This window comes from Escherichia sp. TW09308 (assembly GCF_000208565.1).
Taxonomy (GTDB): Bacteria; Pseudomonadota; Gammaproteobacteria; order Enterobacterales; family Enterobacteriaceae; genus Escherichia; species Escherichia marmotae.
The window spans coordinates 2697421-2712427 of the sequence record NZ_AEME01000001.1 but is presented as its reverse complement, the minus strand read 5'-3'; the positions used below and the strand labels follow the sequence as shown (position 1 = coordinate 2712427).

Below are 15007 nucleotides of genomic sequence, written 5' to 3'. Positions count from 1 at the left end.
AACGGCCGGATGGCATCGCCCCCCGGCCTTTAACTTACTGGCAAATCACCGTTCCGGTTTTACCTTCAATCCCTTCTTTTGCTTTGCTTAACACGGTAATCAGCGCTTCGCGGCCTGCGCGAGAGCGAGCAAATGACGCGGCGGCTTCCACTTTCGGCAGCATCGAACCTTTAGCAAAATGCCCCTCATCAATAAAGCGTTCTGCATCGGCCAATGACAGGCGGTCGAGCCACTGTTCATTCTCTTTACCAAAATTAATTGCTACTTTCTCTACCGCAGTAAGAATGATCAGCATATCGGCATCGATCATTTCTGCTAAACGGGCGCTGGCCCAGTCTTTATCGATAACCGCGCTGGCACCGCGCAGATGGTTACCTTCACGAATCACCGGAATACCGCCACCGCCAACGGTGATTACGACCTGGCCGGCATCTACCAGAGCTTTTACCGTCTCTTTTTCAATAATATCAACTGGTTTTGGCGAAGCGACGACACGACGATAGCCACGACCCGCATCTTCTTTCAGGGTGTAACCCTGTTTTGTCAGTTGTTCTGCTTCCTGCTCGGTAAAGAATGAGCCGATCGGTTTGGTCGGATTGAGGAATGCCGGATCGTTAGCGTCGACTTCGACTTGAGTAACCAGCGTTGCAACGGGTTTATTAATGCCACGAGAAAGCAGTTCTTCCCGTAAGGCGTTTTGCAGATCGTAACCAATATATCCCTGGCTTAAGGCGACACAGACAGACATCGGCAGCATAGGCGAATGCGCTTCCGTTTTTGCGGCGGCTTCGAATGCCTGGTTAATCATGCCCACCTGTGGCCCATTACCATGAGTGACGATAACTTCATGCCCCTGGGCAATTAAATCAACAATTGCCTGAGACGTAATTTTTACCGCTTTCATTTGTCCGGCCAGATCATCGCCCAGCGCATTCCCGCCCAGGGCGAGAACAATTTTCTTACTCATTTTTCCTCACTCATCATTCTTGATTGTGTATAGATCCCTGGCAGTGGTTAGAACACGGGAGGGACAAACGGTTTGCGTCGCAGGAAACGTCCCCGTCCGGCTTTGCCTGTAAAGGTGCCGTCACAGAAAATCGTTTCACCACGGGATAGGGTTCTGACAATTGCACCCTGGCAGGTAAAGCCCTCCCAGGGCGAGTAGTCAGCATTGTCGTGGAGATGGCGATGCTGAATTTGCTGGCTCTGATGTGGATCTATAATCACTACGTCACCATCTGAACCGGGCGCTAATGTTCCTTTTTGTGGCCACAGGCCAAACAGTCTGGCGGGCATTGCACTGGTTAATTCAACAAAACGCTCCGGTGTGATACGTCCGGTCATTACGCCGCTGGAGAACAGCAACTGCATACGATTCTCCACACCGGGAAGGCCATTTGGGCAACGGCTGAAATCACCTTTGGAAATCTGCTGGCGCTGGGCCATTGAGAAGGTGCAGTGATCGGTCGCCACCACGTCAATCGCGCCATCGCTGATGCCGCACCACAGCTTGTCCTGCTCGCGAACGTTGCGCAGCGGTGGGCTAAGAATAAATTTCATGCCGTCTTCTGCGTCATAACTACGTTCGTCGAGCAGAAGATATTGCGGACAAGTTTCAACCCAGACAGGCTGGCGGTTCGCGCGGGCAAGGCGCAGATAATCCAGGCCTAAGCCGTTAGACAGGTGGACGATATAGAGCGGTACGTTACCGGCAAGTTTTGCCAGGTTGATCATTCGGGCGATGGCTTCCGCTTCGCACTCCAGCGGTCGACTCAATGCGTGATAGCGCGGCGCGGTTAGCCCGGCAGCGATAAACTCCGCCCGCTTACTGGCGATAGCAGCATCATTTTCCGGGTGTACGGTGGTTAGCGCGCCGGACTCATGCAAACGGCGTAACGCCTGTAACACTTCGTCATCGTTGAGTTTGTATTGATAGGTTAAATAGAGTTTAAAACTAGTCAGCCCTTCTTCGACCATCATCGGAATTTCATCGAGGATAGCGTGATTGATATGCTGGATAACACCGTGAAAGCTGTAGTCGATGACCGCTTTATGGGCGGCATAACCACGATAAACTTCCAGTTGATGGCGTAACCGGCAGCCGTTTGGGCCAAATCCCATATGGTCAATAATGGTTGTTGTACCGCCACACGCAGCCGCGCGGGTGCCGGTAAAAAAATCATCACAACTGCGCGCAATGCCGACATCAATATTAAAATGCGTATGGACATCCACGCCGCCTGGGAAAACGTAACAGCCAGTGGCATCAATTTCTTCATAAGGGAGCTGCGGCGAAATATCGTTACCTAACTGGCGAACAATCCCGCTTTTAATCAGCAAATCCTGCTTTGCTTGCCCATCAGCGTTAACAACAGTGCCGTTTTTGATCAATACACGCATAGCAAACTCCAGAAACCCTCCGGCGAACCGGAGGGGAATAAGTGATGAATAATTATTCGGTTGCCAGCCAGCTTAATGGGATTGCCGCATACATAGCGGCACAGGTTACCAGGTGAGATTTCCAGGTTTTTTCGTTTGGCGCGTGCGCTTCAGGTTCTTTACCGGGGCCAAAGCCGATAACCGGAATACCGTGACGGCCCATGATGGAGACGCCGTTAGTTGAGAATGTCCACTTATCAACGACCGGTGCTTTGCCGAACAGCCCTTCGTAGGCATTCACCAGCGCTTTAACGGTGAAGTGATCTTCTTCTACTTTCCAGGTCGGGAAGTAGCATTCGGTTGGGTAAACCAGACCAGTCCAGGACGGACGGTCGTAGTTGTACATAGAAACGACTGCGTTGGCTTTCTGTACCGCAGGCAGCGCGCGGATTTCATCCAGTGCACCTTCCCATGTTTCGCCCCAGGTCAGACGACGGTCAATAGAAACTGCGCAACTGTCTGCGACAGCGCAACGACTTGGGGAGGTAAAGAAGATTTCGGAAACGGTCAGCGTACCTTTACCGAGAAATTCGTCATAGCCCAGACGTTGGGACAGTTCTTGTAATTCGCCAAGAATTGGGCCCATTTTGAAAATGGCGTTATCTCCGCGTTCTGGTGCAGAACCGTGGCAGCTAACACCCTGAACATCAACACGGATTTCCATACGACCGCGCTGACCACGGTAGACCTGGCAGTCGGTCGGTTCAGTACTGACCACAAATTCCGGACGAATACCGGATTGTTCAATAATGTACTGCCAGCACAGACCGTCGCAGTCTTCTTCCTGCACTGTCCCCGTTACCAGCAGGGTGTATTCATCTTCCAGCCCCAGATCTTTGATGATTTTACCGGCATAAACCATAGACGCCATGCCACCTTCCTGGTCAGAAGTACCGCGACCGCCGATCAGTTCATCAGTTTCCATACCTTCGTACGGGTCGAATTCCCAGTTTTTGATGTTGCCAATACCGACGGTGTCGATGTGAGCATCCATTGCAACCAGACGCGGGCCGTGGCCGATATAACCGAGAACGTTGCCCATCGGGTCGATTTCAACTTTATCGAAACCTACTTTTTCCATCTCTTCTTTAATACGATGCACTACGCGTTTTTCATCGCAACTTTCGCTGGGAATCGCAACCATATCGCGCAGGAAGCGGGTCATGTCTGCCTGGTAATCTTTTGCTTTTTCAAGAATCAGTTTGAATGGAATATTCTTAGCCATTATTTTTCTCCAGATTTTTGACTCCCCGTTTGGCGGGGAGCTATTTCCAATAGGGTGATTATGGTGCTACAGAGTGTTTGCCTTCCCAGACAACTTCGCGGTAGTGCTTCACGTCAGTGTCGCCTTCAGTGCTGATAACCAGCACCACGGCATCTTTGTTCAGCGCCAGTTTTTCCATCAGACTTTGACGTTGCGGGTGATAATGAACAGCCGCAAGAACGCCTAAACCGACAGCGCCAGATTCACCGGAGATGATGCGCGGATCGTTGCCGTAGGGATTACCCAGCACGCGCATACCTAATGCGGCAACGCTGTCCTGGCAGGAGATGAATTGGGTGGCACAGTTACGTAAGATTTCCCAACCCAGCGGATTCGGTTCGCCGCAGGCCAGGCCCGCCATGATGGTGGCCATATCGCCGCCAACGTTAACGATGTCGCCTTTGACGCCAGAGCGATAAATACAGTCAGCTTTGTCAGGTTCAACAATGATGCTGTGCAGATTTTGAGGACTATAGACATCCACCAGATATCCCAGCACGCCGCCGGCCATTGCGCCGACGCCAGCCTGCAGCAGGACGTGAGTTGGCGTAACGCCCATTTCACGCATTTGCTCAACAGCCTCATCCGCTAATGTGGCGTAGCCCTGCATGATCCAGGTTGGGATTTTGGTATAGCCTTCCCAGGCGGTATCTTGTACGACTTCCCAGCCGTGTTGCTGAGCGTGTTGCATAGTCAGGCGGACGGTATCGTCATAATTCATGTCGGTGACGATGCACTCGGCGCCGAGGTTCAGAATGGCGTCTACACGCTCCTGAGCAGAACCTTTCGGCATGTAAATCACCGCGTTTTGACCGAGTTGTTGAGCAGCCCAGGCAACACCGCGCCCGTGGTTGCCGTCGGTGGTGGTGGCGAAGGTCATCTTTTCGCCAATGGCATTTTTCAGATGCTCAAATGACAGTGTTTCGATATCCAGATGATATTTTTCGCACAGTAACTGAGCGATAGCGTACGCACCGCCGAGCATTTTGAAGGCGTTCAGACCGAAGCGTTTTGATTCGTCCTTAACGAGAATTTTCTTTACACCAAAAAGAGTTGCGAGATCGTCCAGCGCACAAAGCGGTGTTGGGCGATAGCCAGCAATTTTCTGGTGAAACTGGCGCGCCAGTTTTGCCTGGTTTTGCGAAAAGAGCGGTGATGTTTCGCCGTTGAAAAATTTGTTATCGACGATATCAACCTTCAATGAGAAAACGGACATATCCTATCCTTTTGGCCTCTGGAAATAGAGAGCCGACCTGCCGATCGGCTCGAGGGGTTATTTCACGCGTTCTTGCGCTTCTTTCAGCAGTTGTTCGAGCAGTGCACCAGGTTTGGAATATTTACGGGAAAGGATCATCGCGGCGATGATATAGGGTTTCCAACTGGCTTCTTTGTAGGTAGCGATACGGTATTTTTCGAATACGCCTTCCGTGACTTCACCTTCTTTGCAGGATACGCCGCTAATATCGGCTGGCAGACAGTGCATATACAGGGCTTCACCGTCGCGGGTGAGTTCCATCATCTCTTCAGTGCAATGCCAGTCTTTATGTTGCGCGTTCTGTGCCAGGCACTGTTTTTCCAGTGCTTTTAAGCCTTCGTGATCGTTCGCGCGCAGCAGTTCAGTTCGCTCTTCCATCACTTTATAAGGTGCCCATGACTTCGGATAAACGATGTCTGCGTCTTTGAATGCTTCTTCCATGCTGGTGACCTGACGGAAGCTACCGCCGGATGCTTTAGCGTTGTTTTTAGCCACTTCAACGACATCCGGAATCAGGTCATAGCCTTCCGGATGAGCCAGGGTGACATCCATACCGAAGCGAGTCATCAGGCCGATAATGCCTTGCGGTACAGAGAGCGGTTTACCGTAGCTTGGGGAATACGCCCAGGTCATGGCGATTTTTTTACCTTTCAGGTTTTCCAGTGAACCAAAGTGTTCACGTAACCATGCCAGGTCGGCCATAGACTGAGTCGGGTGGTCGATATCGCATTGCAGGTTAACTAAAGCCGGACGCTGCGGCAGTACGCCCTGTTTGTAGCCGTCGTCAAGCGCGGCTCCCACTTCACGCATATAGGCGTTGCCTGCCCCCAGATACATATCGTCACGAATACCGATAGCATCGGCACAGAAGGAGATCATATTGGCCGTTTCACGAACGGTTTCGCCGTGCGCAATTTGTGATTTACCTTCATCAAGATCTTGCTGCGCCAGGCCGAGCAGATTAAGCGCGGAAGCATAAGAAAAACGGGTGCGGGTAGAGTTGTCGCGGAATACGGAAATACCTAATCCACTATTAAAGACTTTGGTCGAGATGTTTTCAGCACGCAGTGCTTTTAACGCTGCGGCAACGTCCAGTACTTGTTTCAGTTCATCTGGCGTCTGTTCCCACGTTAACAAAAAATCTTTCTCGTGAAGGTGAGAGGTCAGCGAATTGATATCCTTAATCAGCTCATTAACAGTTTTCATCATAAAGTCCCGATAGTGGAATGACAGGCAAAGTGGTTTATTTCACTGTGACATGCCAATGTGATTGGTGTTTTCACAGCTATACCAGGAACTAACAATAAACATGCCAGAATTATCTGCATGGTTATGAAATGCTAATTTAACGAATAATGTGTGGGTTTGATCACAAATTATTGATGTGCTATGGAACATCAAAATATACGGAAACGATTGGCTTTTTTTATGCAGTTATTTATTTGCTGCTAAGCATCAGAAATAAGATAAAGAGGCAGGTAAATCGTCGTCAGTTTGATAAATGCACTCCCGTAATTCTCATATTGATATAGAAATGTGATATCACTTCCATAATTTCATTAGAAAATGATAAAAATCCTATGTTTTTAGCAAAGCTATATTTGTCTGAGTTAATATCGTCATGACCTGTGAACCATCAACGTCTTCAATGATCGACTTTTAAGTGATTCTGGAAGGTAAAGCTATGGAGCTTGTTTCTACGCAGTCAGTATTGATGCAAATTCAACCAACAATTCAGCGTTTTGCCAGAATGCTAGCCAGCGTTTTGCAGCTTGAGGTTGAGATCGTTGATGAAAACTTGTGCCGCGTCGCTGGAACTGGCGCATATGGGAAATTTCTTGGTCGCCAGTTGAGTGGCAACTCGCGCTTGCTCCGCTATGTCCTCGAAACCAAAACCGAAAAGGTTGTGACACAATCTCGCTTCGATCCCCTTTGTGAAGGTTGCGACAGTAAAGAGAGTTGTCGTGAAAAGGCATTTCTGGGCACGCCTGTTATTCTACAGGAACGCTGTGTCGGGGTAATAAGTTTGATTGCTGTTACTCATGAGCAACAAGAACATATCACTGATAATTTACGCGAATTTTCAGATTACGTTCGCCATATATCGACTATTTTTGTTTCAAAGCTTCTGGAAGATCAGGGGCCAGGAGATAATATAAGTAAAATATTCGCTACCATGATTGATAATATGGATCAGGGAGTATTAGTTATTGATGAAGACAATCGTGTTCAGTTTGTTAACCAGACTGCATTAAAAACTCTCGGTGTTGCTCAAAATAATATGGTTGGGAAACCTGTTCGTTTCAGGCCATTAACATTTGAGAGTAATTTTACTCATGGCCATATGCAGCATATCGTTTCGTGGGATGATAAAAGTGAATTGATAATTGGTCAGTTGCATAACATACAGGGCCGACAGTTATTTTTAATGGCATTTCACCAATCTCATACCAGTTTTTCCGTGGCGAATGCCTCTGATGAACCGCATATTGAACAATTAGTTGGCGAATGCCGGGTTATGCGGCAATTAAAACGACTCATTAGCCGCATTGCGCCTAGCCCATCCAGTGTTATGGTCGTTGGTGAAAGTGGCACCGGGAAAGAAGTGGTGGCTCGCGCAATCCATAAGCTGAGTGGACGGCGGAACAAACCATTTATTGCTATCAACTGTGCGGCGATTCCGGAGCAGCTTCTGGAGAGTGAGCTGTTCGGTTATGTTAAAGGCGCATTTACTGGCGCTTCAGCCAACGGCAAAATAGGGTTGATTCAGGCGGCGAATACAGGCACGTTGTTTCTTGATGAAATTGGCGATATGCCATTGATGTTGCAGGCTAAATTACTGCGAGCTATTGAGGCGCGTGAAATCCTGCCGATTGGTGCCAGTAGTCCAATACAGGTCGACATCCGCATCATTTCTGCAACCAACCAGAATTTAGCCCAGTTCATTGCCGAAGGTAAATTTCGCGAAGATCTCTTCTACCGACTCAATGTCATTCCTTTAACTTTGCCACCGCTGCGTGAACGTCAGGAAGATATTGAACTGCTGGTGCATTACTTTTTACATCTACATACCCGTCGTTTGGGATCGGTTTACCCAGGTATTGCTCCCGATGTTGTGGAGTTACTGCGTAAGCATTATTGGCCAGGGAACCTGCGAGAGTTAAGCAATCTGATGGAATATCTGGTCAACGTTGTTCCTTCTGGTGAAGTCATTGACAGCACGCTTTTGCCACCCAATCTGGTAAATAACGGTGCGATGGAGCAAAGTGAGATGCCAGAAGCTTGCGAGGCACATTTGGCACTTGATGATACTGGCGGCACGGCGCTGGAGGAGATGGAAAAACAGATGATACGCGAGGCGCTTTCACGTCATAACAGCAAGAAGCAAGTCGCTGATGAACTGGGTATCGGCATTGCTACCCTCTATCGTAAGATTAAAAAATATGAGTTGTTAAGCGTGTAACCACGGAAAATCCGGCCTGAATTCAGGCCGGATTTCGTTTTACTTCGTTTCTTCGCAGTCCAGTACTGTATTCACAATCATCTGATAACCGGTGCAGCGACAGAGATTTCCCGCCAGGCCACGACGAATCTCCGTAATGGTTAATGGTTTCTCTCGTGGTTTCGCCAGCATTGCCGTGGTGGCCATAATCAACCCTGGCGTACAAAAGCCACACTGCACTGCGCCGGATTTCGCATAAGCCTGTTGAACATGAGAAAGTTTGCCACCTTTTGCTTCGCCTTCCAGCGTGCGGATCTCTTTTCCTTCAGCCCATGCGGCCAGGTATAAACAACTGTCGATTGCCGTTCCGTCAACCAGTACTGTACAGGCACCGCATTCGCCAACGCAGCAACCTTGCTTGACACTAAGCAGTCCTTGTTCGCGGAGCATCTCCGAAAGTGGCATTCCTGGTGCGGCGTGAAGCTGAAAAGGCATACCGTTAATGACACATTCAATGGTAATACTTTTGCTGTGATTCATTGCAATGTTCCCCCCGCCGCGGCGACGGCTTCGCTAATGACTTTTTTGGTCATCGTCTGGATGAGATGCAGACGAAACTCTTTACTTGCACGCCAGGAAGAACGCGGGGCGACATCCTGTAGGACTGATTCGCTAATAGCTTCCAGCGTTTGCTGAGTTAATGGCGCGTTTTGTGCAGCCTGTTCAGCATGTTGGCAGCGAATCGGCGTTGGTGCGGCAACACCAAATGCCAGGCGTAATTCACTGAAATTGCCGTTGTCCAGGCGGCAATGAGCAGCGCAACCGATGGTTGAAATATCCATCGCGTCGCGCATGGCATATTTAAAATGCGCGCTACCTGCATGTTCTTTCGGCTGCGGTGGGAAATGAAATGCGACAAGGATTTCATCATGCTCAAGGGAAACCTTGCCCGGCCCGGTATGAAAGCCGTTAATCGGGACGAAGCGAACACCGCGCGGGGAGTGGATCTCCAACTTCGCGCCATATATCAGTGTTGGCGTGGCTGAGTCTGCGCTGGTGGCACCGTTGCAAATATTTCCACCGTAGGTCGCGACGTTACGGATCTGCGGCCCGGCAATTGACGAAGCCGCAGCACATAACGCCGGGAGATGACGCTGGGTTAATAGATTTTCAATTAACTGGGTAAAGGTCGTCGCGGAACCGATTCGTAGCGCGCCATCTTCCGCCAGCGTAATCCCCCGAAGCTCTGCCAGATTGTGGATATCAACAATATGACGGTAACGGTCATTGTGATGGTGGAGCTGAATCAGCACGTCAGTGCCACCGGCGAGCAGTTTGGCCTGCGGATTGTGAGTCAGCAGGTTGATGGCATCGGCAAGGGTGGTTGCGCGATGGTAAGATGCAAAATCAAACATGATGTTATCCTCAAATCAATCCTGCCAGATGGAACTCTTCGTATAACCGTTTTGGCGTCAGCGGCAGGGTATTGATTGCAACACCGGTAGCCATTTTCACCGCGTTACGAATCGCAGCGGCGACAGGAATTATTGGCGGCTCACCCAGTGACTTATGTCCGTATGCGGATTGTGGTTCATTGATTTCGACAAACGCGCTTTCCAGTTGTGGCAGATCCGGCATGGTCGGCATTTTGTAATCCAGCAGATTGGGGTTACGTACCACACCACTTTTCGCATCGATAATCATCTCTTCAAATAACGCCCAGCCAATGCCCATTCCCATTCCGCCGTGTACCTGACCTTCAGCCAGCAGCGGGTTAAGAATATGGCCCGAATCATGGACGTTGAGGATGCGATTGATGGTCACTTTACACAGCGCAATATCAACCGTCAGATCAACAAAAGTACAGCCAAATGCCGGTGGGTTAGTGGTGGTTTTGATCGAGCTTTCAGCAGAAAGTTGCCCGCCGCGCTCAGGATGATAAAAAGCATCCATCGCCAGATCTTTTAACGACAGCAATGGCTCTTCCGGCCTTTTAACCAGCGCGATATGGCCTTTTATCAGTGTCAGATTCATCGCTGACTGATGTAGCATTACAGCGGCATGAGCGATGATTTTCTCTTTCAATAGCAATGCAGCACTGCGTAACGCAGGCGCGGCAACATAGCTCTGGCGTGAAGCAAACGCACCTGGATCGAATGGCGTAATATCGGTATCTTGTGTCGAAATCACGCGGACATCGCTGACCGGAACACCCACGGTTTCAGCCACCATTTGCGAGAACACAGTGTCGGCACCCTGACCGATTTCCGTAGCGCCGCTTTGCACGTTGATAGTTCCATCCTGATTCATCAACAAGCGTGCGCCCGCGATTTCTACACCAACAGGCCAGGTGTTAGAGGTGTAGCTAAAACAGGCAACGCCAACGCCGCGGCGCAAATTGCCTTGCAGGTTCTGGCACTCTGCACGTCGTTTTTCCCATTCAAAGATTTCCCGCCCTTTTTCCAGACACTCAGGTAATCCGGCACTGTAAATGCGTTTTCCAGTGAGTGGATTTGCATCGCCTTCACGGGCGGCATTACGTAAACGAATTTCTACCGGGTCAAGATCTAACGCGGTAGCGGCGTCATCCAGCATTGATTCGACGGCAAAAACGACTTGCGGTGCGCCATAACCACGCATTGCGCCAGCCGAGGGTAGATTGGTATAGCAGGTCTTTGAGCTGTAAGCGTAGGCGCAACGAGGATAAAGATACGCGACTTTGTTACCACCTGCGGAAGCAATGGAATGGCCGTGAGAGGCATAAGCACCCGTGTTGGACAGAACATCCAGACTATAGCCTTTCAGCGTACCATCGTGGTTAACCCCCATTTTCCCGTCAATGGTAAAAGCGTGGCGGGTACGGGTCGCCAGGAAACACTCTTCACGACTAAGGGAAACTTTCACCGGAATACCGCCGAGCTTGCTGGTCAGGAATGCCGCCATTGGCTCCTCCAGCACATCCTGTTTATTACCAAAACCTCCACCGACAAACGGTTTGATTACCCGCACGCATGACCAGGGAATATCCAACGCCTGACCGACAACGCGGCGAACAATGTGCGGGATCTGCGTACTGGAGACGATGGTAATTCGCGCGTCATCCTCCATCCACGCCAGCGATGTCACACTTTCCATGTGGCAATGTTGAATGACGGGGGTCTGATAGTGTCCCTGCACCTGGTAATCGGCGGCATCGATTGTTTGCTGGACATTGCCCGTAGACATCGTGCTTTGCTTAAGCAAATTACCGCGGCTGTGAATTTTAGCGGCGTCTTCTGCAAGTGCCGCTTCTGGTGTGGTGATAACGGGTAATTCTTGCCACTCAATACTGACTAATTGCGCTGCTTTTTCTGCTGTGAGTTCATCTCGGGCCACGACGATGGCAACGGCATCACCATGATGGCGAACATGGCGAGTTAACAGTGCGCGATCGGCGGTATCGCGTTTATTTTCGTCAAGTGTCCAGGCATGCCCTGCCGTGGCGAATGGGATATCCGGTACATCTTCCCAGGTAAAAATAGCCAGTACGCCAGGCAGACTTCTGGCTTGTTCATCATTAATACTTACGGCATAACCATGTGCGATAGGACTACGTACATATTTCGCGTAACACATGCCCGCCATAACATAATCGTCAGTATATCGTGCCCGCCCGGTAACCTTAGCAATGGCATCTACGCGCATACATGATTCACCTGTAGCGGTTGCTTCCCGCGCTTCCATAGAAATCCCCTTGATTTGAACATTTGGTTCTTATGGCAATGATTTAGTCTTTGAAGGCAAGAATTACGCCAGAAACGACTATAAGCATGAGGGGAGGGGGGAAGTGTGATGTTGTTAATAAAACGCCAGGGATGATGTGGTTTTTATCAGCAAAGCAAGAGAGGGCTGTGTATCAATATGAGTGTGATAAAAATCATTGTGATAAATGAATATTAGGAGGCAGTCAGGATGCTTTCTTTTTCGTTATGATGTACTAATGGTGGTTATCCTATCCTAATAGATTCATTAACAATTCTTGATTTGTACATCCATTTTCCGAGCAATGGATTGGGTATCTGACAGGTGACTGCTATGATATAGCGTCTTGTTTTTTGAGCGAGGAAAGATTTTGAGCGCAGGACGCCCGAATAAAAAAATGCTGGGTATCGTGATGCTGTTATCGGCTGGACTGCTTCTGGCGGGCTGTTCGGGTAGCAAATCATCAGACACAGGAACGTATTCCGGCTCCGTTTACACCGTGAAACGGGGGGATACGCTTTATCGTATTTCACGCACCACGGGAACAAGCGTAAAAGAACTTGCCCGGCTCAACGGCATTTCTCCCCCCTATACCATCGAAGTAGGCCAAAAGTTGAAACTTGGTGGGGCAAAAAGCAACCGCAGTTCGCGGAAATATACCGCCAAATCAACGACGAAAACAGCGTCAGTAACGCCGCCGCCAGTGGTTCCGAAATCTTCATGGCCACCTGTTGGACAACGTTGCTGGTTATGGCCAACGAGTGGAAAAGTTATCATGCCTTACTCAATGGCAGATGGCGGCAATAAAGGGATTGATATTGCTGCAGCGCGCGGGACGCCAATATACGCAGCCGGTGCCGGTAAGGTGGTGTATGTCGGTAACCAATTACGCGGCTACGGTAATCTCATCATGATTAAACACAGTGAAGATTACATCACAGCCTACGCTCATAACGACACGATGCTGGTAAACAATGGGCAAAGCGTTAAGGCTGGGCAAAAGATAGCGACGATGGGCAGTACTGATGCAGAATCCGTGCGGTTACATTTCCAGATTCGTTACCGTGCTACGGCAATTGATCCTTTGCGCTACTTGCCGCCACAGGGCAGCAAACCAAAGTGTTGATGGTGAATTAATCAGCAGTCAGTAGCAAGACACTTGCTAAGAAGAGCGTAAGGTTTATAATGCCTTACGCATCTCAAAGCGGGCGTAGTTCAATGGTAGAACGAGAGCTTCCCAAGCTCTATACGAGGGTTCGATTCCCTTCGCCCGCTCCAGTTTTTTTACGCCCTCATATACTATTTCTTTATAACGCATCAAGCTACCGCATATTGATTATTAAAATCGATAGTATTGTTATAATTTGTCAATTGCCTTAGTTTTTGGATGTTGTTAATAATAGCTAAATGGTGTTCTTTCTCAGTGCCGTGATAAGAGAGTACGCTTTTTTTATTCTGCATTGTAGAGACATATGCATCAATGGATTTTTTTATTATCGCAGTTTTATGTGTTTTTGGTTCAAGTAACAGTGATTGTTCTATACAAGAGATTGCATCCTCAATTCTTTCATTATATATGTTTACCAGTGACTTATAGTAGTATAGGGAAGCGACATCTAATATTTTTATTTGTGCATGATCAAAAAAAATACGTGATGTTGTTGCTTGTCCAGAAAGACCAGTTATCAACCCCATAATTCCTAATATCTTACCATCAAAAATAGCTTTATCTGATACCTTATCTATAAATTCTAATGCCTTTTGAGTAGCATGTTTATGTTCATATATACCATGAAGAGCCAGAGACATATGGCATTCAGCTAACAGACAATAGCATTCATTTATTAGTAACTGAGTATTGTATTTTTTTATCAGGTTTTCAAATATAGTTATTGCTTTGACAATGCTTTCTGGTGTGAACTCATTTAGTGCATTTTTCCCAGCAGACATTTCTTTGGATAAAACATGCTCATTAGATGATTCGTTTTGGCTAATCAATCCTGGTACAGTTTCAGGATCCTTCATGACCATATACAGGTTACTTATTATAAATTGTGATATTTTTTGTATATCATCAGCCTGAAGATGAGTGCTGGCAACAAGATAAAAACTTTTTGCATCGATCACCTCAACATATAAGCTGTTTGATGTGTCATGTTGGTTAATCCTTCCTGTTATAAAATAATCTGGTTTGAATCTGGCCAGAAAAGCTGTTTGGGATTTATTATCTATACAATACTGGGTTGCAGCCATTGGGTATATATATAGGTTATCGTTTTTTTTATTTGAAATGAACTGTATAAGCTCTTGATTAAGTGTTAATGGATCCTGGTGGCTGTGAGACGTTGTAAATGGGAATAAAGCAATAGTGCTTCCTGCTTCATTATATTGATTTCCTTTTATTTTGAATACTTGCCCACTGAACCGGTAACCTTTTCTATATATGGTTTCTATACAACGGGTATAACCAATTTGTTCAAAAATACATCTTAATGAATATATACAACGTGTAAGGGACTCATCACTTACAATTACATTTTTCCACACGGATTCGATGATCATATCTTTTGATACAACATTGCCAGCAGATTCAAGCAATACAAATAATACACCTAGCTCTTTGGGGGGAATGTAAGATTGCTCATTCCCTTTAGTAAGAATACCATCTTCTGTCAGTATTATCCCATCAGGGAAATGATATGAAAATTTAATTTCTAAATCCATTAGCTAACCTCTGTGAATTTTATGGCTATTTGCGTCCTGCATGAGTAATAGATATGACTGATACTCATATATATTTCATTAAACTGTATATGACTTTGTATATACAAAATTCCCATGACTGTTGGCATTAATTTATCCAGAA

The 15007-nt window shown here is 47.8% G+C and carries 11 protein-coding genes and 1 tRNA gene; 3 read left to right on the top strand and 9 right to left on the bottom strand.

What is annotated here, in order from left to right:
* Positions 1-34: 34 nt before the first annotated feature.
* The 5 genes from arcC to ygeW are packed head-to-tail and all read right to left on the bottom strand — an operon-like array spanning position 35 to position 6164.
* Positions 35-967: a carbamate kinase gene (gene arcC / locus ESM_RS0112920; RefSeq protein ID WP_000037989.1), complete on the bottom strand. Its 933-nt coding sequence runs from the start codon at positions 965-967 to the stop codon at positions 35-37.
* A gap of 47 nt (positions 968-1014) precedes the next feature.
* Positions 1015-2400: a D-phenylhydantoinase gene (hyuA, locus tag ESM_RS0112915; RefSeq protein WP_001264463.1), complete on the bottom strand. Its 1386-nt coding sequence runs from the start codon at positions 2398-2400 to the stop codon at positions 1015-1017.
* A gap of 52 nt (positions 2401-2452) precedes the next feature.
* The gene (locus tag ESM_RS0112910; protein WP_001107131.1) at positions 2453-3664 is read right to left on the bottom strand and encodes a YgeY family selenium metabolism-linked hydrolase; all 1212 of its coding nucleotides are present in this window, start codon (positions 3662-3664) and stop codon (positions 2453-2455) included.
* 58 nt (positions 3665-3722) lie between these two features.
* A complete protein-coding gene (dpaL, locus tag ESM_RS0112905; protein ID WP_000110506.1) occupies positions 3723-4919 on the bottom strand; it encodes a diaminopropionate ammonia-lyase in 1197 nt (398 codons plus the stop codon).
* A 57-nt stretch (positions 4920-4976) separates the two neighbouring features.
* Positions 4977-6164, bottom strand: a complete 1188-nt coding sequence (gene ygeW, locus ESM_RS0112900) for a knotted carbamoyltransferase YgeW (protein ID WP_001360948.1) — start codon at positions 6162-6164, stop codon at positions 4977-4979.
* Between the two features lie 478 nt (positions 6165-6642).
* On the opposite strand from ygeW, the gene ESM_RS0112895 reads away from it, so the two are divergent.
* Positions 6643-8421: a sigma-54 interaction domain-containing protein gene (locus ESM_RS0112895; RefSeq protein WP_000424613.1), complete on the top strand. Its 1779-nt coding sequence runs from the start codon at positions 6643-6645 to the stop codon at positions 8419-8421.
* A gap of 39 nt (positions 8422-8460) precedes the next feature.
* On the opposite strand, the gene xdhC is transcribed toward ESM_RS0112895, so the two are convergent.
* The 3 genes from xdhC to xdhA are packed head-to-tail and all read right to left on the bottom strand — an operon-like array spanning position 8461 to position 12123.
* Positions 8461-8940, bottom strand: a complete 480-nt coding sequence (gene xdhC / locus ESM_RS0112890; RefSeq protein ID WP_001016641.1) for a xanthine dehydrogenase iron sulfur-binding subunit XdhC — start codon at positions 8938-8940, stop codon at positions 8461-8463.
* Positions 8937-9815 (bottom strand): xanthine dehydrogenase FAD-binding subunit XdhB, encoded by an 879-nt coding sequence (gene xdhB, locus ESM_RS0112885; RefSeq protein ID WP_000459215.1) that lies wholly within the window; start codon positions 9813-9815, stop codon positions 8937-8939. Before xdhB ends, xdhC begins: the two co-directional genes overlap by 4 nt.
* Positions 9816-9825: 10 nt before the next feature.
* Complete coding sequence (gene xdhA, locus ESM_RS0112880) at positions 9826-12123, bottom strand: xanthine dehydrogenase molybdenum-binding subunit XdhA (protein ID WP_000388122.1); 2298 nt, start codon at positions 12121-12123, stop codon at positions 9826-9828.
* Positions 12124-12511: 388 nt separating this feature from the next.
* On the opposite strand from xdhA, the gene actS reads away from it, so the two are divergent.
* Both actS and ESM_RS0112870 read left to right on the top strand, forming a co-directional pair.
* Positions 12512-13267: an amidase activator ActS gene (actS, locus tag ESM_RS0112875; RefSeq protein WP_001517011.1), complete on the top strand. Its 756-nt coding sequence runs from the start codon at positions 12512-12514 to the stop codon at positions 13265-13267.
* 78 nt (positions 13268-13345) lie between these two features.
* Positions 13346-13419, top strand: a tRNA-Gly gene (locus tag ESM_RS0112870).
* Between the two features lie 39 nt (positions 13420-13458).
* Here the strand turns inward: ESM_RS0112870 and ESM_RS0112865 are convergent.
* Entirely contained in the window at positions 13459-14865 is a 1407-nt protein-coding gene (locus ESM_RS0112865; protein WP_000362636.1) for a winged helix-turn-helix domain-containing protein, read from the bottom strand.
* Positions 14866-15007 lie beyond the last annotated feature (142 nt).

What these genes read in the sequence shown, in the direction of transcription:
- arcC (WP_000037989.1), bottom strand. Translation starts at nt 967, where the DNA reads ATGAGTAAGAAAATTGTTCTCGCCCTGGGCGGGAATGCGCTGGGCGAT.
- hyuA (WP_001264463.1), bottom strand. Translation starts at nt 2,400, where the DNA reads ATGCGTGTATTGATCAAAAACGGCACTGTTGTTAACGCTGATGGGCAA.
- ESM_RS0112910 (WP_001107131.1), bottom strand. Translation starts at nt 3,664, where the DNA reads ATGGCTAAGAATATTCCATTCAAACTGATTCTTGAAAAAGCAAAAGAT.
- dpaL (WP_000110506.1), bottom strand. Translation starts at nt 4,919, where the DNA reads ATGTCCGTTTTCTCATTGAAGGTTGATATCGTCGATAACAAATTTTTC.
- ygeW (WP_001360948.1), bottom strand. Translation starts at nt 6,164, where the DNA reads ATGAAAACTGTTAATGAGCTGATTAAGGATATCAATTCGCTGACCTCT.
- ESM_RS0112895 (WP_000424613.1), top strand. Translation starts at nt 6,643, where the DNA reads ATGGAGCTTGTTTCTACGCAGTCAGTATTGATGCAAATTCAACCAACA.
- xdhC (WP_001016641.1), bottom strand. Translation starts at nt 8,940, where the DNA reads ATGAATCACAGCAAAAGTATTACCATTGAATGTGTCATTAACGGTATG.
- xdhB (WP_000459215.1), bottom strand. Translation starts at nt 9,815, where the DNA reads ATGTTTGATTTTGCATCTTACCATCGCGCAACCACCCTTGCCGATGCC.
- xdhA (WP_000388122.1), bottom strand. Translation starts at nt 12,123, where the DNA reads ATGGAAGCGCGGGAAGCAACCGCTACAGGTGAATCATGTATGCGCGTA.
- ESM_RS0112865 (WP_000362636.1), bottom strand. Translation starts at nt 14,865, where the DNA reads ATGGATTTAGAAATTAAATTTTCATATCATTTCCCTGATGGGATAATA.